Here is a 19,286-nt window from a genome sequence, read left to right as displayed (position 1 = left end):
GTGCGTGTGCGTGTGCGTGTGCGTGTGCAGTGCGGTGTGGCGCAGCCGCGTGTGCGTGATCGCCCTCGTCTTCAAGCGGGTCATCGAAGGGAACGGGCGTTTGAACCGCACGGAATCCGCCGCCCCGAGGTCGCTGCCAAGTAGCCGGAACGCCGCACCCACTCACCGGAACGGGGCGTTTTCGACCGCAGCGCCACCGCCGGGGATGAACCTGTTGACGATCGCCACAGCTGCCCTATAATGTGCGGCTCGCGTCACCGGGCGGTTAGCTCAGCGGTAGAGCATTGCCTTCACACGGCAAGGGTCACAAGTTCGAACCTTGTACCGCCCACCATCGAAATCCAGTTGCAGACAAGGGTTTCAGCGCGAGAAGAAAAGAGCCGGCCAAGTGCCGGCTTTTTGTTGTCCTGCAACTGTCCTGCAAGGCGTTGGGCATGTGTTTCAGTTGAAGCATTTATGCCGCCTGACAGAGGTGCCGTCGACTCGGTGTGGCTGTCCAATGCTGCGTTTGGCGGGTGTCGCCGGCGGCGCGGATGGGCAGGGATTACGCGTAGTGGTAGCGCGCCTGAGCAATCAACAGGATGCCGTTCTCGGCCTTGTAAACGATCCGGTGTTCGTCGTTGATGCGGCGCGACCAATAGCCCGCCAACGCGTGGCGCAACGGTTCGGGTTTGCCGATGCCCTGGAAAGGATCGCGCTGAATGGCCTTGATCAACTCGTTGATGCGCTTGAGCATCTTCCTGTCGGTCTGTTGCCAGTAGAGGTAGTCCTCCCAGGCATTGTCAGCAAACTGCAGAATCACTCAGCCAGGTCCCTTTCCTTGCCGCGACCGGCCTCAAGCTGGGCAATGGATTCCAGCAGCCGTTGCGCGCTCTTCGGGCTGCGCAGCAGGTAAGCGGTCTCTTCCATGGCCTTGTAGTCTTCCAGCGACAACATGACTACGGCGCGCTCACCGCTGCGTGTAATGATCACCGGCTCATGGTCATTGACGACACGGTCCATGGTGTCGGCCAGAGAGGCACGCGCGGCGCTGTAGGTGATGGTGTCCATGAGATGATCCAGATATGTACAGGAAATTGTACGTATGCGTCCGGGAGAGTCAACTGTCCAGTCTGCTGGCCTCCGAACTGGTCCAACGTCCCTGACCGTCATGCTATTCCGGTTGTGCCTGCTTCTTGCGGGCCAGCGAATGAATCGCCATCCTGCAACACCCCCGCGTTGAAAAAGGAGTGGCGATGAAGACGCTGCTTGGAAGTGCTTTGGTTGCGATGGTGTTGCTGGCCGGCTGTGCCCGCGATGTGGGCGAGCAGTACGTGGGCAAGTGGGTCAACGTGAAGTCGCAGAAGAACGTGCTCAGCATCGAGCACAATGGCGAGAGCTTCATCATTCGCGATACCACGCCGGAGTTGTTGGGCAGCGGCGTCAAGACAAAGAATCATCCGGCGATCTTGAATAAGGGCGTACTGCAGGTGTCCAGCGCGGATGGCACCGTGAATTACGCGATCGATCAGGCGACCGGCCATTTGAGCACGGGCGATAGCGAGTACACGCGGGTCAAGTGATCGCTACGCGCTCCTTCAACGTGCGTGCGCTGGATCGAGCGGTGTTGCATGGGCGACGTGATCGCATCGCCACCGTAGCAGCGACTGGGTCATTTGGAATGTGTCGTTAGTTTTTGACCGTTGACCGCGAGTCTTGCGTTCTCAAAGACTCGCTGCCAAAGCCCAGCGTTTGTGTCCTGAACAAGCGATGCCATAGCCCGCAGCTGCGTCTTAAGCACACGAAGCCGAAGTGTGCGTTTGCATCTCAAGCATGCGATGCCAAGGACTGCGCCTGCATCCAGCGCCACAAGGTGGTGCGCGAGACGCCAAGTGCTTGAGCGGCAAGGGCGCGATTGCCGTTTGCTCGCTCGAGCGCTGCACCTACTGCTGCTGCAGTGAGTTGCATGCGTGAGGCTGCAAGATCGGTGTGTTGGACAGCTTCTATGCTGTCGCCAAGGTGTATGTCGAATAGCTCTGGCGCCCAGCTTTCCAATTGATCCAGGCTCAGGTGGTCGTGTGGCTGTGCCTTCCAGTGGATACACAGGCGTTCGACCAGATTACGTAGTTCGCGCACGTTGCCTGGCCATGCGTGCTGTTGCAGCCGCTGCAATGCTGTCGGTGTCAGTGGCGAAGGGATACTGCCGAGTTGCTGGAAGTAATGCGTTAGCAACAAGGCGATTTCGTTGGGTCGGTTGCGCAGCGGCGGCAGTGCGATACGCAGCGCTGCCAGCCGATAAAACAGATCGCGGCGGAAGCGTCCTTGTTCGACCAGTGTCTGCAGCGGTTGCAGGCTGGCGGCGACGACGCGCACGTCGACAGCGACCGGCAGCGTGGCGCCGACACGTAGCACTTCGCGCTCTTCCAGTACGCGCAGTAAGCGTGTCTGCAGCGGCATCGGCAGTTCGCCGATTTCGTCGAGAAACAAGGTGCCGTCCTGCGCGGCTTCGATCAGGCCGATGTGCCCGCCGCGGCGGGCGCCGGTGAATGCACCGTCGCTATAGCCAAACAATTCCGCTTCCAGCAGCGATTCGCTGATGGCGCCGCAGTTGATGGCGACGAAACGGCCGCGCCGTCGGCTGCCGGCATGCAACTGGCGCGCGACCAGTTCCTTGCCGGTGCCGGTCTCGCCGCTGATCAATACGGTGCCCGGATGCGGGGCGTACAGCTGCACCAACGCGCGCACGTGCGCCATTGGGTTGTCTTCGCCAAGCAATGCATCGGTGCGGCGAGCGCGATGTGTGCCGGTGCGGCCGGTAGGGCGATCGTTACTGGGCGCGGTGCCCAAGGCGATGGCGTGTTCAAGCGCCAGGCGTACCGACTCTGCCGAATACAACAGCACGCCGGGCAGGCCGGCCTGTTCGGCGAAATCGATCGCCATGCCGGTGCCGACGATGACCTGGATACCGCTGGCGCGCAGGTCGGCGATGCAATCGCGCGCGTCCTCGGCGGTGACGAAACGGCGGTGTTCGATGTCGAGATCGAAGCTGTCCTGGAAGGCGCGGAACGAGGGCACATCGGTGGCGTGGGTGACCACGCCAATGCGCGGCGCGATACGCCGTGCGCGCGCCAGCGCTTCCATTAGATCGAACCCGGTGGCCTGGATCGGCGCCAGCGGCAGCGCAAGCCGGCTGCGCAGATAGGCGGCGTTGGAGCCGCCGGCGACCAGCACGTCGCAGCGCTCGCGGCGCAGACGCTGGCCGATGACCTCCACCGCTTCGGCAAAGCCGAGATTGATCTGCTCGATGCGCGCGCGCTGGTCGAACTCGGGGATGACATCGGCCAGCAGGCCGGTCAGACGCGAGACGCTGACGGTCCAGACCACAGGTGATGAGACGTCGGAAGGCTCGGGGATGGAGGGCGTGCGCATCATGCAGTCGCGTTTCAATGACGTTTCATGCTGCTCCACACGTTACGGATTTGCAACAAATTGAAATGGTCTCGGCAGTCAAATCAAAGGGTTACAGTTGGCACGCCACTTGCGCTCATCACCACATCCCAATCCAGGAACCGCCATGACGCTTTCGCCCCCCGCTTCCGCCGGCACGCGCTTCCGCGCCGCGCTGGCTGCCGAATCGCCGCTGCAGGTGATCGGCGCGATCAACGCCAACCATGCGTTACTGGCCCAGCGCGCCGGATACCAGGCCATTTACCTGTCTGGCGGGGGTGTGGCGGCTGGCTCGTTGGGACTGCCGGATCTGGGCATCAATACGCTGGAAGACGTGCTGATCGACGTGCGCCGCATCACCGATGTCTGCGAGCTACCGTTGCTGGTGGATGTGGACACCGGCTTCGGGCCGAGCGCGTTCAATATCGAGCGCACCATCAAGTCGCTGATCAAGGCGGGTGCGGCCGGCTGCCATATCGAAGACCAGGTCGGCGCCAAGCGCTGCGGCCACCGGCCGGGCAAGGAGATCGTCAGCCAGGCCGAGATGGTCGACCGGGTCAAGGCGGCAGCCGATGCCAAGACCGATGCGGCGTTCTTCCTGATTGCACGCACCGATGCGATCCAGATGGAAGGCGTGGATGCGGCGATCGAACGTGCGATCGCCTGCGTGGAAGCCGGTGCCGACGGCATCTTTGCCGAAGCCGCGTACGACCTGGACACCTATAAGCGTTTTGTCGATGCAGTGCGCGTGCCGGTGCTGGCCAACATCACCGAATTCGGCAAGACGCCGCTGTTTACCCGCGACCAACTTGCGCAGGCCGGCGTGGCGATCCAGCTGTTTCCGTTGTCCGCATTTCGTTCGGCCAACAAGGCGGCCGAGGCGGTCTACACCGCGATTCGTCGCGACGGTCATCAACAGGCCGTGCTCGAAAGCATGCAGACACGCGAAGAACTGTACGAACGCATCGGTTACCACGGCTACGAGCAGCGTCTGGATGCGCTGTTTGCGCGCAAAGGCGCATGATCGCGCTCTGCTGCGCGCACGTTTCGCCACCTCATCCGTGGCACCGCAACACGACATAGTTTGGGAGCTCATCGCATGAACGACACCGTCAATCCCGGTTTCAAGCCGAAAAAATCCGTCGCATTGTCCGGTACTGCTGCCGGCAACACCGCGTTGTGTACGGTGGGCCGCAGCGGCAACGATCTGCATTACCGCGGCTACGACATTCTCGATCTGGCCACCACCAGCGAGTTCGAGGAAATCGCCTATCTGCTGGTGCATGGCAAATTGCCCAACAACGGCGAATTGCGCGGCTACAAGGCCAAGCTGCGCTCGCTGCGTGGCGTGCCGGCTGCGGTGAAAGCGGCGCTGGAGCAATTGCCGCCGTCGGCACACCCGATGGATGTGATGCGCACCGGTGTCTCGGTGCTGGGCTGCCTGCAGCCGGAGAAGGACGACCATAATCATCCCGGTGCGCGCGATATCGCCGACAAGCTGATGGCTTCGCTGGGCTCGATGTTGCTCTACTGGTATCACTACAGCCACAACGGCAGGCGCATCGAGGTGGAAACCGACGATGATTCGATCGGTGGGCACTTCCTGCACTTGCTGCACGGCTTCGCGCCGAAGGAGACGTGGGTGCGTGCGATGCACACCAGCCTGATCCTGTACGCCGAGCATGAGTTCAATGCCTCCACGTTCGCGTGCCGCGTGATTGCCGGCACCGGCAGCGACATGTATAGCGCCATCGCTGGCGGCATCGGTGCGTTGCGCGGGCCAAAGCATGGCGGCGCCAACGAGGTGGCATTCGACATACAGAAGCGTTATGACACGCCGGATGAGGCCGAGGCCGACATCAAGGCACGCGTGGAGCGCAAGGAAGTAGTGATCGGCTTTGGACATCCGGTCTACACCGTGTCCGATCCGCGCAACAAGGTGATCAAGGAGGTGGCGCGCGAGCTATCCGGCGAGCAGGGCAGCCGCAAGATGTACGACATTGCCGAGCGGCTGGAGACGGTGATGTGGGACATCAAGAAGATGTTCCCGAATCTGGATTGGTTCAGTGCGGTGAGCTATCACATGATGGGCGTGCCGACGGCGATGTTTACGCCGCTGTTCGTGCTGGCGCGTACTGCCGGGTGGAGCGCGCACATCATCGAGCAGCGCATGGACGGCAAGATCATTCGTCCCTCGGCCAATTACACCGGCCCGGAAGATCAGGCCTTCGTACCGCTGGATCAACGCTCCTGAGGACGCGCCAGCGGTTGGCTTGATCCGCCACGATCGCCTTCATCCAACGAAGGCGATCAGGCGATGGCAACCGCAACGAGAGATGGCAGTCCCCCCACACGCCGGAAATCATGAATCCGATTCCCGATTCCCGATTCCCGATTCCCGATTCCCGATTCCCGATTCCCGAATCCCGATTCCCGAATCCCGAATCCCGAATCCCGAATCCCGAAATACCCCCCGCCCGCTTCGATATCGCCAGCCATGAACAGCCAGTACCGCAAGCCCCTGCCGGGCACCTCGTTGGACTACTTCGATGCACGCGCCGCCGTGGACGCGCTGCAACCCGGCGCCTACGCAACGCTGCCATACACAGCGCGCGTGCATGCCGAAAACCTGGTGCGGCGTGCCGAGCCGCAACTGCTGGAGGCGTACCTGCGCCAGCTGATCGAGCGCAAGCGCGACCTGGATTTCCCGTGGTTTCCGGCGCGCGTGGTGTGCCACGACATTCTAGGGCAGACCGCGTTGGTCGACCTGGCCGGCTTGCGCGATGCGATCGCCGAGCAGGGTGGCGACCCGGCGCAGGTCAATCCGGTGGTGCCGGTGCAGTTGATCGTCGATCACTCGCTGGCGGTGGAATACGCCGGTTTCGACAAGCAGGCCTTCGCCAAGAATCGCAGCGTGGAAGATCGCCGCAACGCCGACCGCTTCCACTTCATCGAATGGACCAAGCGCGCATTCGAAAACATGGAAGTGATTCCGCCGGGCAACGGGATCATGCATCAGATCAATCTGGAGAAGATGTCGCCGGTGATCTACACACTCGATGGCGTGGCGTTCCCCGATACCTGCGTAGGCACCGACAGTCACACCCCGCATGTGGATGCGCTGGGTGTGATCGCAGTGGGCGTGGGCGGGCTGGAAGCGGAAAACGTGATGCTGGGGCGCGCCTCGTGGATGCGCTTGCCCGACATCATCGGTGTTGAGTTGCTGGGCAAGCCAGCGCCCGGTATCACCGCCACCGACATCGTGTTGGCGTTGACCGAGTTTCTGCGTCAGCAACGAGTGGTCGGCGCGTATCTGGAGTTCTATGGCGCCGGTGCCAGCGCGTTGACCATTGGCGACCGCGCGACCATCTCCAACATGACGCCGGAGTTCGGTGCCACCGCGGCGATGTTCTATATCGACCAGCAAACGCTGGACTATTTGCGTCTGACCGGGCGCGAAGACGCGCAGATTGCGTTGGTGGACACCTACGCACGCCAGACCGGCTTGTGGGCGGACGACTTGGTCACCGCGCAGTACGAGCGCGTGCTGCAGTTCGATTTGGCCAGCGTGGTGCGCAACATGGCCGGGCCGTCCAATCCGCATAAGCGGGTGGCGACCAGCGAGCTGGCCGAGCGCGGTATTGCCGCCACGTGGGAAGACGTGCCAGGCCAGATGCCCGATGGCGCAGTGATCATCGCGGCGATCACCTCGTGCACCAACACCTCCAACCCACGCAACGTCATCGCCGCCGGTTTGCTGGCGCGTAATGCAAATGCACGTGGACTGACGCGCAAACCGTGGGTGAAAAGTTCGCTGGCGCCAGGCTCCAAAGCGGTGCAGTTGTATCTGGAAGACGCCGGCTTGCTGAGCGAGCTGGAACAACTGGGCTTCGGCATCGTGGCGTTCGCGTGCACCACCTGCAATGGCATGAGCGGCGCGCTGGATCCGGTGATCCAGCAGGAGATCATCGACCGCGATCTGTATGCAACAGCAGTGTTGTCGGGCAACCGGAATTTCGACGGGCGCATCCATCCGTATGCCAAGCAGGCGTTTCTGGCATCGCCGCCGTTGGTGATCGCCTATGCCATCGCCGGTACGGTGCGCTTCGATATCGAAAAAGATGTGCTGGGCATCGATGCCGATGGCGTGGCGGTGACGCTCAAGGATCTGTGGCCCAGCGATGCGGAGATCGATGCGGTGGTGGCGCGCAGCGTCAAGCCGGAGCACTTTCGCAGCGTCTACGACCCGATGTTCAAGCGCAGTGTGGGGCAGGGCATGCAGGTGAGCCCGCTGTACGCCTGGCGGCCGACCAGCACCTACATCCGTCGCCCGCCGTATTGGGAAGGCGCGCTGGCCGGTGCGCGCACATTGCATGGCATGCGTCCGCTGGCGGTGCTGGGCGACAACATCACCACCGATCATCTGTCGCCGTCGAATGCGATCCAGGCGGGCAGTGCCGCTGGCGAATACCTTGCGCAGATGGGCGTGCCGGAAGAAGACTTCAACTCCTACGCCACCCATCGCGGCGACCACCTCACCGCGCAGCGCGCCACCTTCGCCAACCCCAAACTGGTCAACGAAATGGCGGTGGTCGATGGACAGATCACTGCCGGCTCGCTGGCGCGTCTGGAGCCGGAAGGGCAGGTGCTGCGCATGTGGGAGGCGATCGAAACCTACATGACGCGCAAGCAGCCGCTGATCATCATTGCCGGTGCCGATTACGGCCAGGGCTCCTCGCGCGACTGGGCCGCCAAGGGCGTGCGTCTGGCCGGCGTGGAGGTGATCGTGGCCGAAGGCTTCGAGCGGATTCACCGCACCAACCTGATCGGCATGGGCGTATTGCCGCTGGAGTTCAAGCCGGGCACCGATCGCAAGACGCTGGGCATCGACGGCAGCGAAACCTTCGATGTGATGGGCGAACGCACGCCCGGCGCTACGCTGACGCTGTCGATCCATCGGCGCAACGGCGAGCAGTTGCAGGTGCCGGTGACGTGCCGGCTGGATACTGCCGAAGAAGTGTCGATCTACGAGGCCGGTGGCGTGCTGCAACGCTTTGCGCAGGATTTTTTGGAGAGCCGGGAATCGGGAGCCGGGAATCGAGATGCGTTGAAAGCGACATCGGCATCGCAAGCACATTAGCGTCCATGGCTCCCGGCGTCGTACTGCCGCTCTAATCCCCAATCCCAATCCCGGCCTTCACCCATGACCCATCTCCCCCAACTCCGCATCCCCGCCACCTATATGCGCGGCGGTACCAGCAAGGGCGTGTTCTTTCGCCTGCAGGATTTGCCTGCCGCCGCGCAGCAGCCTGGTCCTGCGCGCGATGCGTTGTTGTTGCGGGTGATCGGTAGCCCCGATCCGTATGCCAAGCAGATCGATGGCATGGGTGGGGCGACCTCCAGTACCAGCAAGAGTGTGATTGTCTCTGCAAGCACGCGCGCCGGGCACGATGTGGATTATCTGTTCGGGCAGGTGGCCATCGACAGCGCGTTCGTGGACTGGAGCGGCAACTGCGGCAATCTGTCGGCGGCGGTGGGGCCGTTTGCGATTGCCAATGGCCTGATCGACCCCGCGCGGGTGCCGCGCGATGGTGTGGCGACGGTGCGGATCTGGCAGGCAAATATCGGCAAGACCATCGTGGCGCATGTGCCGATGACCGATGGCCAGGTGCAGGAAACCGGCGACTTCGAACTGGATGGGGTGACCTTTCCGGCGGCCGAAGTGCAGCTGGAATTTCTCGACCCGGCCGATGCTGCAGAAGGCGAGGGCGGGGCGATGTTCCCCACCGGCAAGCTGATCGATCAGTTGGAGATTCCTGGCCTGGGCACGATCGCTGCAACGATGATCAATGCCGGCATCCCGACCATCTTCGTCAACGCGCGCGATCTGGGCTACATCGGCACCGAGTTGCAGGAGGCGATCAATGGCGACCCGCGCGCGCTGACGATGTTCGAAACATTACGTGCGCACGGTGCGCTAAGGATGGGCTTGATTGCGAAGGTGGAAGACGCAGCGATACGGCAGCACACGCCGAAGGTGGCGTTTGTCGCGCCGCCGGCCGATTACACCGCGTCCAGCGGCAAGCTGGTGCACGCGGCCGAACTCGATCTGCTGGTGCGCGCGATGTCGATGGGCAAGTTGCATCACGCGATGATGGGTACTGCGGCGGTGGCGATCGGCACGGCAGCCGCTGTGCCGGGCACGTTGGTCAATCTTGCAGCGGGCGGCGCGACGCGCTCGGCGGTGCGCTTCGGGCATCCGTCTGGCACGTTGCGCGTTGGCGCCGAGGCGCAATTGGTGGATGGCCAGTGGCAGGTGACCAAGGCGCTGATGAGCCGCAGTGCGCGGGTGCTGATGGAAGGTTGGGTGCGGGTGCCGGGTGATGTTGTGCAGGCACAGTGATCGGCGCCAAGCGTCATGGAATGCCGCCGCCACCGCTGGCGATGTCAGCGCCTTTCCCCATGATTGGAACAGCAGGCTCAAGCCTCCTTTTCTAGGCGACCCATTACCAAGCGCCGGGCCTGAGACCCAGTACGCACCAACGCACAAATTGCACGGCCGCGTTGCATTAATTCGAACGCCTTTTCGAATTCCGAAAACTTTTTCGCACGCGCTCTGCCAAATTTGTGTAAATCGTGTTAATTCTGTTGCAACGCGGCATGCAGATCAGGCCGTTCCGCCACCAGAATTCGGAGTCTTTCCCATGTCCGCCAGCCGGTCGCTCAAGATCAGCGCGCTCGCCGTTGCCGTCGCTTCCCTTCTTCCGTTCCATGCCGCTGCCCAGCAGGCGCCCAGCGACGATGGTGTCGTGCGTCTGGACGCGGTCAAGGTCACGGTCGAACGCCGTTCGGAAGACTCCAAGGACGTGCCGGTGTCGGCATCGGTGCTGCGCCCGGAATTTCTGGACGCCATCTCCACCAGCGGCTCGGATATTCGCGTGCTCGCCGGCAAGGCGCCCAGCCTCAATATCGAATCGTCCAACGGCCGTGTGTTCCCGCGCGTGTACATCCGCGGCTACGGCAACACCGATTTCAACACCTACGCCTCGCAGCCGGTATCGCTGATCTATGACGACGTGGTGCAGGAAAATGCCTTCTTGAAGGGCTTCCCGATCTTCGATCTGGAAGGCCTGGAAGTGCTGCGCGGCCCGCAGGGCACGCTGTTCGGCCGCAATACGCCGGCCGGTGTGGTCAAGTTCAACTCGGTCAAGCCGACCATCGGCGCCAACGACGGCTACGCCAGCCTGTCGTACGGCACCTACGGCACCATGACGCTGGAAAGCGGCCTGAGCATCGCGATGGGCGAGCATTGGGCGGCGCGTCTGTCCACGCTGGGCCAGCGCCGCGACGATTGGGTGGAAAACAGCGACGGCCGCGATCTGGAAGGCTATACCGACTCGGCCGTGCGCCTGCAGCTGCTGTACCAGGCCAGCGACGATTTCAGCGCGCTGTTCAACGCGCATGCGCGTCACCTAGACGGCACTGCACGGTTGTTCCGCGCCAACATCATCCAGCCCGGCACCAACCAGTTGGTGGACGGCTTCGACGAAGAAAAGTCCTTCATCGACGGCGCCAATAACCAGGAACTGCAGACCTACGGCGGCAGCGCCAATCTGACCTGGGACCTGGGCGACATCGCACTGCACTCGATCACCGCCTACGAAGGCATCGGCAAGTACTACAGCCGCGGCGATATCGACGGCGGCTTCGGCGCGGTGTTCGCACCGCCGTCCGGCCCGGGCGTGATTCCGTTCCCGGTGGAAACCGCCGGCGGCATCAAGAGCCTGGACCAGTACAGCCAGGAAGTGCGTGCCGAATCGCAGTACGAAGGCCCGCTCAACTGGCAGGCCGGCCTGTACTACTTCCATGACGATGTGGAAGGCGAAAACTACACCTACAACACCTTCAGCGGCGGTGATCTGGCCAGCTACCAGCTGACCCGCCAGCGCAACACTTCGTGGGCGGCGTTCGGTTCGTTGAACTACGCGGCCACCGATCGCCTGAACCTGCGCGCCGGCATCCGCTACACCTACGACAAGAAGACCTTCGACGTGCTGGCGCTGGATCGCGTCACGCTGGTCGAGCCGTCCAGCGGCGAGACCGACAACTCCAAGGTCACCGGCGATCTGGCGGCGACGTTCTCCATCAACGACGACGTCAACGTGTACGCACGTGCGGCACGCGGTTTCCGTGGCGCCAGCTTCGGCGTGCCCTCGGGCACCGCGCCGCTGACCGTGGCCGAGCCGGAGACGGTGGATTCGTTCGAGATCGGCATCAAGTCGGATCTGTTCGACAACCGCGCGCGTCTGAGCTTCGACATCTACGATTTCCGCGTCAAGAACCAGCAGCTCACCGCAGTGGGCGGCGTCTCCAACGACGTGCGTCTGCTCAACGCCGACAAGACCAAGGCGCGCGGTGCCGAGTTCGACTTCGAAGCGCTGATCACCCAGAACCTGCGCGTCACCGCCGGTGGCGCCTACAACTGGACCCGCATCGACGACCCGAGCCTGTCGGTGGGCGTGTGCCGCACCTGCACCGTGACCGACCCGCTCAATGCGGCCGGCAACGCGCTGATCGACGGCAACGATCTGCCGCAGGCATCCAAGTGGATGGCCAACGCCACGCTGCGTTACGGCATCCCGATGGGCAACGACGGCGAGCTGTTCTTCTACACCGACTGGTCCTACCGCAGCGAAGTGAATTTCTTCCTATACGACTCCAAGGAATTCACCGGCCAGCCGCTGGTCGAAGGCGGTGCGAAGATCGGCTACAACTGGGGCGCGGGCGCGTACGAGTTGTCGGTGTTCTGCCGCAACTGCACCAACCAGATCCGCGTGACCGGTGCGATCGACTTCAATAACCTCACCGGCTTCATCAACGACCCGCGCATCGTCGGTGCGCAGTTCCGCGCCAATTTCTGATCGGCGTTGTGGTGTAGCACTCTCGAACCGCCGGCTATGATGCCGGCGGTTTTTTTTTATGGCGGCAGGAGGAGATGCATGCAGCGGATATGGGGTAAGGCGTGGTGGATGGTGGGGCTGTGGTGTGTGTCGGCAGTGGCATGGGCGCAGACGCCTGCCGCGAGTGCAGAGCAGGCTGCGCCAACGCCCACATCCACCGAGCTGCTGGTGGTCTCCACCGATATCGGCGACGACATCGACGATGCGTTTGCGCTCGGGCTGTTGCTGCGTAGCCCGCAGTTGCGCGTGCTGGGCATCGCATCGGCATGGGGCGATACCAGCTTGCGTGCACAGTTGTTGCAGCGCCTGTTGCAGCAGGCCGGGCGCAGCGAAATTCCGTTGGCGGTGGGCGCGCGTACCACCAGCACGATTGCCTTCAGCCAGGCGCGTTGGGCGGCCAAGGGACAGTTGCCAGGCAAGCTGCCGGATGCGGCGCAGATGATCCTGCAGCAGGCGCGCCAGCATCCAGGTCAGGTGACCTTGCTGGTGTTGGGGCCGATGACCGACGCCGCATTGGCGCAGCAGCGCGACCCGGCCAGCTTTGCCAAGCTCAAGCGCATCGTGGCGATGGGCGGCTCGGTACGCGTTGGCTATGGCAAGTCGGCGTATCGCCCGGCCAGTGCGCCGGCACCGGAGTACAACATCCTCTCCGATGTGCCGGCAGCGCAGCTGGTGTTCTCGGCAGGCGTGCCGATTGTGTTGCTGCCCTTGGATGCCACCCAGATCACGCTGGAAGAACCCGAGCGCATCGCCTTGTTTGCACATGGCGATGGGCTCACCGATGCGCTCACTCAGCTGTACTACCAGTGGCGCAATACCGACCAGCCCTGGGCCAGCGCCACGCCCACCTTGTTCGACGCGGTGCCGGTGGCCTGGCTGCTGCGCCCCGCACTGTGCCCGACTACGCCGCTGCATCTGGATGTCGATGCGCAGGGGTATACCCGCGAAGGAGCCGGCACGCCGAACGTGCAGGCCTGCCTGCGTGCGGACAAGCCGGCGTTGATCGACATGTACATGCGTACGTTGTTGCAGTTGCATTAAGAACGGCGAACAAAACGACGTCACGCCGGTCCGTTGCAGGGCCGCTGAGCTGCGACTTGGCTGCAGGGCCCTTGCCCGCCCACCATCGCGGGACACGCCGCAAGTACGTCCATGTAGGCTCTTACGCGGCATCCATGCCGCGTAAGGTCCCGCGACGGTGAGCGGGCAAGGACCAGTGGAGATGGTCGGTCTGCGTAGCTTCAACAAAAGCAACCGACGAATTCTCTTGTGCGGTGAGGGCACCGTACACTCGACCGACAAGGTTTCTTACCTGAGCTTCTGACTGCATCTAAACGGCGCTACGACTCAAGTCTCAGCGTGTTGAAGTGATTGCTCAGAGCTAATAGATCAGTTGCAGGGCAGATGATCTGTGGGTTTGCTGCAGGGCCCTTGCCCGCCCAGCATCGCGGGACACGCCGCAAGTACGTCCATGTAGGCTCTTACGCGGCATCCATGCCGCGTAAGGTCCCGTGACGGTGGGCGGGCAAGGACCAGTCGAGAGTGTCGGTGTGCATGTTTTTCAACAACGCAACCCATCAACTCTCTGGTGCGGTGTCCTCACCGATTGCGGGACCGTGTGGCGGCATGGATGCCGCCACCGAGCCTACATGGACGTACTTGCGGCGTGTCCCGCGAGCGGTGAGGGCACCGCGCCCTCGACCAACCAGGCTTTTGACTGCATCTAAAAAGGGCGACTAACAAAACCACTGCGTCCGCAGGTCGGGCGCGCCGGTGCCATCGCAACGTTCGCCTAGCGGCGCATGATCGCCGCCCATCGGTAAGTCCATGCCTCGCCCCATCGCCGCCATCAGTGACGTGAACGGCATCGCTATACTTGCGTCCTCAGTCATGGGGTAGCACGAATGGACAGCCAGCAATCAGGGATGAAGTGGTCGGGCACACGGCGCATGTTGCTGTGGGTGGTGTTGCTGACCGTGGCGATCGGCGGGGTGGCGTGCAAGCGCAACGAAAGCGGCCAGTTGCCCACCGCCAGCGGCGAGGCGATCAAGGCCGACAAGCAGGCGATTACCGGCTTTGCGCTGGCACGTGCCTATCCTGACCAGACCAGCGACGGCTTGTCGCTGGCGCTGGAATTCTCGCGGCCGCTGGTCGGCACGCAGGATTTCGATGCGCTGGTGCGCTTCGAGGAAAAGGTCGGCACCGGCGATAGCAGTTGGTCGCTGTCCGATGACGGCAAGACGCTGCGCTACCCGTACGTGGAAGCGGCCAAGGACTACACCGTGCTGGTCGATGCCAACCTGCTGTCCGCCGATGGCAGCCGCCTGGGCAAGCCCCTCAAGCAGAAGGTCTATACCGGCGAGCTGAAGCCTGTGGCCGGGTTCGCTTCGCAAGGCAGCGTACTGCCTGCGCGTGAGAGCCGCGGTCTGCCGGTCGTGTCGGTCAACGTGCCTGAGGTGGACGTTGAATTTTTGCGCGTGCGCGAGAAATCGCTGCCGGCGTTCTTTCAGCAGTTTCAGCGCGGCGGTCGTCGCGGCAGCTGGGAGCTGGAGAGCGACTACAGCGACAAGGAGCCGTTGTCCAAGCTGGCCGACCCGGTCTACGTCAATCGTTTCATTCTCGGCGGCAAGCAGAACGAGCGTGTGCTGACCTACCTGCCCACGCAGGACATCAAGGAACTTCAGGAGCCAGGCCTGTACTTCGCGGTGATGAAGCGCGCCGGGAGTTTCGATAATGGCTTCGATACCGCGTTCTTCACCGTCAGCGACATCGGTCTGCACACGCGCGCCTATAAGGACAAGCTGTTCGTGCACACTGCCTCGCTGCAGAGCGGTGAGCCGATCAAGAACGTGGAAGTGCGCATCCTCGATGCCAAGGGCGAACTGTTCCTCAAGGGCGCCACCGACGGTAACGGCAATGCGTTGCTCAACTACACGCTCGATGCAGGTCACGTGCTGACGGCGCGCAGCAAGACCGATATCTCGGTGCTGCCGTTCAACCAGCCGGCGCTGGATCTGAGCGAATTTGCGGTGGCCGGGCGGCAAAGCGCGTGGTTCGATGTGTTCGCCTGGGCCGGCCGGGATCTGTATCGCCCTGGCGAGACCATGCGCGTGTCGGCGATCCTGCGCGACAACGACGGCAAGCCGACCGCCGGGCCGACGAAAGGCGGGCAACCGGTGTTCCTGCGCCTCAAGCAGCCGGACGGCAAAACCTTCCGCGAGACCAAGCTGCAGCCGGGCGAGCAGGGCTATTTCGAATTCACCCAGCAGATTCCGGCCGATGCGCCGACCGGCCGCTGGCAGGTGGAATTCCGCACCGATCCGGCCAGCAAGGACGCCGTGCAGGGCATGACCGTGCGCGTGGAAGAGTTCCTGCCCGAGCGCATGAAGCTGGATCTGGACAGCACCCAAAAGACCCTGAGCGCCGGCCAGCCGTTCACGCTGGTCGCCAATGCCGCGTACCTGTATGGCGCGCCGGCCGACGGCAACCGCTTCACCGCCAAGCTCGCGGTCAGCGTCGAGCAGCATCCGCTCGATTCCTTGCCAGGTTGGTTCTTCGGCGACCCCACGCTGGAGCTGCCACGCGAAGCCAAGGACGTGATCGACACCGAGTTCGGCAGCGATGGCGTGTTGCGCGAAGACATCGCGCTGCCTGCCGAAGCCAAGCCGGTCAGCACGATTGCAGCGGTAGTGTCCGGCAGCGTGTACGAGACCGGCGGGCGCACCGTCACCCGCACCGTCAAGCGCGTGCTGTGGCCGGCCAAGGCGCTGGTCGGCGTGCGCCCCCTGTTCGACGACAAGGACGGCACCGACGCCAACGGCACCGCGCGCTTCGAAATCACCCGCGTGGATGCCGATGGCAAGCCGCAACCGGCCAAGGGCCTGAAGGCCACGCTGGTGCGCGAGCTGCGCGACTACCACTGGAACTACACCGACGACCATTGGGATTACGACTTCACCCGCCGCTTCGAGAACAAGGACACGCGCACGCTCGACATCGCCGGCGGCAACGCCAAGCTCGATTTTCCGGTGGAGTGGGGCGAGTACCGCCTGGACGTGTTCGACCCGTCCACCGGGCTGACCACGCGCTACCCGTTCCGCGCCGGCTGGAGCTGGAACGACGAAAACCGCGGCCTGGACGCGCGCCCGGACAAGGTCAAGCTGGCCTTGGACAAGACCGCCTATCGCGCCGGCGACACGCTCACCGTCACGTTGACCCCGCCGCATGCCGGCAAGGGCGTGTTGTTGGTGGAAAGCGACAAGCTGCTGTACGTGCAGGACATCGACGTCAAGCCGGGCAGTACCTTCGAAATCCCGGTGACGGAAGGCTGGGAGCGCCACGATGTGTACGTCACCGCGCTGGTATTTCGCGGTGGTAGTGCGCCGAGCAAGATCACCCCGGCGCGCGCGGTGGGTGTGGCATTTGTGCCGATGGATCGCAAGACACGACGTGTGGCGGTGGGCTTGGCTGCGCCCAAGCAGATGCGCCCCGAGCAGGCGCTGCCAGTGACGGTGAGCGTGCCGGAGTTGGCCGGCAAGGCCGCACACGTGACCATCTCGGCGGTGGACGTGGGCATCCTCAACATCACCCGCTTCCCGGTGCCCGATGCCAACGCGCAGTTCTTCGCGCAGCGCCGGTTGGGTACCGATTCCTACGACATCTATGGGCGGGTGATCGAAAGTTTCGAAGGCGCCAGCGGCAAGCTCAAGTTCGGCGGCGACATGGCGCTGGAAGCCTTGCCGCAGGCCAAGCGCCCGACCGCGCGCGTGCAGACCGTGGACCTGTTTTCCGGCTCGGTAAAACTCGATGCCAAGGGCAATGCGCGCGTGCAGCTGCCGGTGCCGGATTTCAACGGCACGCTGCGCGTCTCGGCGTTGGTGTATTCGGACACGCGTTACGGTAATCACGATATGGAAACCGTGGTACGCGCGCCGATCCTGGCCGAGGCCAGCATGCCGCGCGTGATGGCGCCGGGCGACCGCAGCACGGTGACGCTGGATGTGCAGAACTTCACCGGCAAGCCGGGCGAGTTCAATGTGCGCGTCGAGGGTGTTGGCCCATTGGCCATTGCCGAGGCGTCGCGCAGCGTCAAGCTCGGTGTGGATGCCAAGCAGACGCTGAGCTTCCCGTTGAGCGCCACCGAAGGCTATAGCGTGGCCAAGGTGCGCGTGCGTGTGGACGGCAATGGCTTCAAGGCCGACCGCAGCTACGACCTGCCGGTGCGTGCCGGTTGGCCGCAGGTGTTGCGTGCGCAGACGCGCGTGCTCGATCCGCTGGCGCCGATCACCCTGGACAGCGGCTTTGCCGATGGCCTGATGGCCGGCTCGGTCACTGCGCGTATGGTGGTCAGCCCGTTGCCGCCGATTCCGTTCGCCAGCGCCTTGCAAGGGGCTTTGGAGTATCCGTACGGCTGCGCCGAGCAGACCACCAGCAAGGGCTATGCGGCGCTGCTGCTCGACGATGCCACCGCCAAGGCGCTCGGCACCAAGGGGCTGGATGCGGCAACGCGCCGCGAGCGCATGGAAGGCGCGTTCGGCCGACTGGCGTCGATGCAGATCGCCAGCGGGCATTTTTCGATGTGGGGCGACGATGGGTACGTCAATCCGGGCCTGACCCCGTACATCGCCGAGTTCCTGCTCGATGCCAAGGACGCCGGTTTTGCGGTGCCCGACAACGTGCTGCAGAAAGCGCTCAATCGGCTCAGCGAAGATCTGCTGTCCGGTGGCAACGAGTTCTACGGGCAGGATCGCCGCGATAGCCTGAAGTTCGCCAATCAGGCCTGGTCGGGGTATGTGTTGGCACGCGTAAACCGCGCTCCGCTGGGCACGCTGCGCGCGCTGTACGACAACCAGCGCGACAAGGCACTGACCGGTTTGTCGCTGGTGCATCTGGGTGCGGCGTTGTCGCTGCAGGGCGATACCAAGCGTGGGCAGGCGGCGATCAAGGCAGGGTTCGCCAAGGACAGCAGCGAGCGTCCGCTGTACTTCGCCGATTACGGCAGTGCGATCCGCGACGATGCGTTGATGATGGCGCTGCTGCACGAGCGTGGCTTGTCCAAGCCCGAGTACGACACCCGTGCGGTTGCGTTGGGTCGCGCGCTGGACGCACGTCGCGCCACCGGCTGGCTGTGGCTGAGCACGCAGGAGCAGGTGGCGCTTGCGCGCTTGGGCAAGGCCTTGATGGTCGGGCAGGGCAAGCAGGTCTCCGGCACGCTGACCGTGGGCGGCGAGGTGCAGGAGATTGCGCCGGCCCGTTTGTTCGGGCGCAGTTTCGACAGCGCCGCCTTGGCGCGCGGTGTGCAGTTCGCACCGCAGGGCGAAGCACCGATGTATGCCAGCCTGGAAGTGGCCGGCATTCCGCGCAGCGCACCGGAGCCGGACACGCGCAACCTCAGCGTGGAGCGCAGCTGGTACACCACCGACGGCAAACCGTGGACGCCGCGTCCGCTCAAAGAAGGCGAAGCGCTGATCGTGCGGGTGGTCATCACCGCCAACAGCAACATGCCGGACGCCTTGCTCACCGACCTGTTGCCGGCAGGCCTGGAAATCGAGAATTTCAATCTCGGCGATGCCAAGCAGTGGGCCGATGTGGTGGTAGATGGCATCGGCATCAGCGAGCGTTCCAGCGCCGCCGACGTCAAGCACGAAGAGTTCCGCGACGACCGCTACGTGGCTGCGCTGTCGCTGTCCTCGGGTAGCAAGGCGCAGGTGTATTACCTGGTGCGCGCAGTCACACCGGGCACGTATACGGTGCCGCCGTCGTTGGTGGAAGACATGTACCGCCCGGAGCTGCGCGGTGTGGGGCGCAGCACGCCGGCGACGATGACGGTGGTGCAGCCGTAGGACAACAAGGTAGGAGCGCGCTCGCGCGCGATGGGGCTTTACCGGTAACGCCCCATTG

Annotated in this window: 11 protein-coding genes and 1 tRNA gene; 9 read left to right on the top strand and 3 right to left on the bottom strand. The window is 63.6% G+C overall.

Annotation, left to right across the window (positions count from 1 at the left end; translation table 11 throughout):
* Nucleotides 1–259: 259 nt before the first annotated feature.
* Nucleotides 260–334: transfer RNA gene (locus tag ABS769_RS14720), tRNA-Val, on the top strand.
* 210 nt (nt 335–544) lie between these two features.
* Here the strand turns inward: ABS769_RS14720 and ABS769_RS14715 are convergent.
* Entirely contained in the window at nt 545–802 is a 258-nt protein-coding gene (locus ABS769_RS14715) for a Txe/YoeB family addiction module toxin (protein WP_317061310.1), read from the bottom strand.
* Nucleotides 799–1,050, bottom strand: a complete 252-nt coding sequence (locus ABS769_RS14710; protein WP_317061311.1) for a type II toxin-antitoxin system Phd/YefM family antitoxin — start codon at nt 1,048–1,050, stop codon at nt 799–801. Before ABS769_RS14710 ends, ABS769_RS14715 begins: the two co-directional genes overlap by 4 nt.
* 185 nt (nt 1,051–1,235) lie before the next feature.
* Between ABS769_RS14710 and ABS769_RS14705 the strand changes: the two genes are divergently transcribed.
* The gene (locus tag ABS769_RS14705) at nt 1,236–1,562 is read left to right on the top strand and encodes a hypothetical protein (protein WP_006448403.1); all 327 of its coding nucleotides are present in this window, start codon (nt 1,236–1,238) and stop codon (nt 1,560–1,562) included.
* 244 nt (nt 1,563–1,806) lie between these two features.
* Here the strand turns inward: ABS769_RS14705 and prpR are convergent, their stop codons facing one another.
* Nucleotides 1,807–3,408: a propionate catabolism operon regulatory protein PrpR gene (gene prpR, locus ABS769_RS14700; protein ID WP_317061322.1), complete on the bottom strand. Its 1,602-nt coding sequence runs from the start codon at nt 3,406–3,408 to the stop codon at nt 1,807–1,809.
* 145 nt (nt 3,409–3,553) lie between these two features.
* Here prpR and prpB point away from each other — a divergent pair, with 145 nt between their 5' ends.
* The 7 genes from prpB (at nt 3,554) to ABS769_RS14665 (ending at nt 19,228) form a co-directional block, all read left to right on the top strand.
* The gene (gene prpB, locus ABS769_RS14695) at nt 3,554–4,450 is read left to right on the top strand and encodes a methylisocitrate lyase (RefSeq protein ID WP_317061312.1); all 897 of its coding nucleotides are present in this window, start codon (nt 3,554–3,556) and stop codon (nt 4,448–4,450) included.
* A gap of 75 nt (nt 4,451–4,525) precedes the next feature.
* Complete coding sequence (gene prpC, locus ABS769_RS14690) at nt 4,526–5,680, top strand: bifunctional 2-methylcitrate synthase/citrate synthase (RefSeq protein ID WP_317061313.1); 1,155 nt, start codon at nt 4,526–4,528, stop codon at nt 5,678–5,680.
* A 243-nt stretch (nt 5,681–5,923) separates the two neighbouring features.
* A complete protein-coding gene (acnD, locus tag ABS769_RS14685) occupies nt 5,924–8,566 on the top strand; it encodes a Fe/S-dependent 2-methylisocitrate dehydratase AcnD (protein WP_317061314.1) in 2,643 nt (880 codons plus the stop codon).
* A 63-nt stretch (nt 8,567–8,629) separates the two neighbouring features.
* On the top strand, nt 8,630–9,829 hold the full coding sequence (prpF, locus tag ABS769_RS14680) for a 2-methylaconitate cis-trans isomerase PrpF (RefSeq protein WP_317061315.1): 1,200 nt from the start codon (nt 8,630–8,632) through the stop codon (nt 9,827–9,829).
* A gap of 301 nt (nt 9,830–10,130) precedes the next feature.
* Nucleotides 10,131–12,347 (top strand): TonB-dependent receptor, encoded by a 2,217-nt coding sequence (locus ABS769_RS14675; protein ID WP_317061316.1) that lies wholly within the window; start codon nt 10,131–10,133, stop codon nt 12,345–12,347.
* 108 nt (nt 12,348–12,455) lie between these two features.
* A complete protein-coding gene (locus ABS769_RS14670; protein ID WP_317061323.1) occupies nt 12,456–13,427 on the top strand; it encodes a nucleoside hydrolase in 972 nt (323 codons plus the stop codon).
* Between the two features lie 884 nt (nt 13,428–14,311).
* Nucleotides 14,312–19,228, top strand: coding sequence for an alpha-2-macroglobulin family protein (locus ABS769_RS14665; RefSeq protein ID WP_317061317.1), 4,917 nt, complete (start codon nt 14,312–14,314; stop codon nt 19,226–19,228).
* Nucleotides 19,229–19,286 lie beyond the last annotated feature (58 nt).

This window comes from Xanthomonas hortorum, from assembly GCF_040279205.1.
GTDB classification, from domain to species: Bacteria; Pseudomonadota; Gammaproteobacteria; order Xanthomonadales; family Xanthomonadaceae; genus Xanthomonas; species Xanthomonas hortorum_F.
Note: the sequence above shows the minus strand (reverse complement) of the source record. Positions and strands in the feature narration are given on the sequence as shown.

Coding starts and splice junctions, on each gene's coding strand:
- prpF (WP_317061315.1), top strand. CDS start 8,630: ATGACCCATCTCCCCCAACTCCGCATCCCCGCCACCTATATGCGCGGC.
- ABS769_RS14710 (WP_317061311.1), bottom strand. CDS start 1,050: ATGGACACCATCACCTACAGCGCCGCGCGTGCCTCTCTGGCCGACACC.
- prpC (WP_317061313.1), top strand. CDS start 4,526: ATGAACGACACCGTCAATCCCGGTTTCAAGCCGAAAAAATCCGTCGCA.
- acnD (WP_317061314.1), top strand. CDS start 5,924: ATGAACAGCCAGTACCGCAAGCCCCTGCCGGGCACCTCGTTGGACTAC.
- prpB (WP_317061312.1), top strand. CDS start 3,554: ATGACGCTTTCGCCCCCCGCTTCCGCCGGCACGCGCTTCCGCGCCGCG.
- ABS769_RS14705 (WP_006448403.1), top strand. CDS start 1,236: ATGAAGACGCTGCTTGGAAGTGCTTTGGTTGCGATGGTGTTGCTGGCC.
- ABS769_RS14670 (WP_317061323.1), top strand. CDS start 12,456: ATGGTGGGGCTGTGGTGTGTGTCGGCAGTGGCATGGGCGCAGACGCCT.
- prpR (WP_317061322.1), bottom strand. CDS start 3,408: ATGCGCACGCCCTCCATCCCCGAGCCTTCCGACGTCTCATCACCTGTG.
- ABS769_RS14665 (WP_317061317.1), top strand. CDS start 14,312: ATGAAGTGGTCGGGCACACGGCGCATGTTGCTGTGGGTGGTGTTGCTG.
- ABS769_RS14675 (WP_317061316.1), top strand. CDS start 10,131: ATGTCCGCCAGCCGGTCGCTCAAGATCAGCGCGCTCGCCGTTGCCGTC.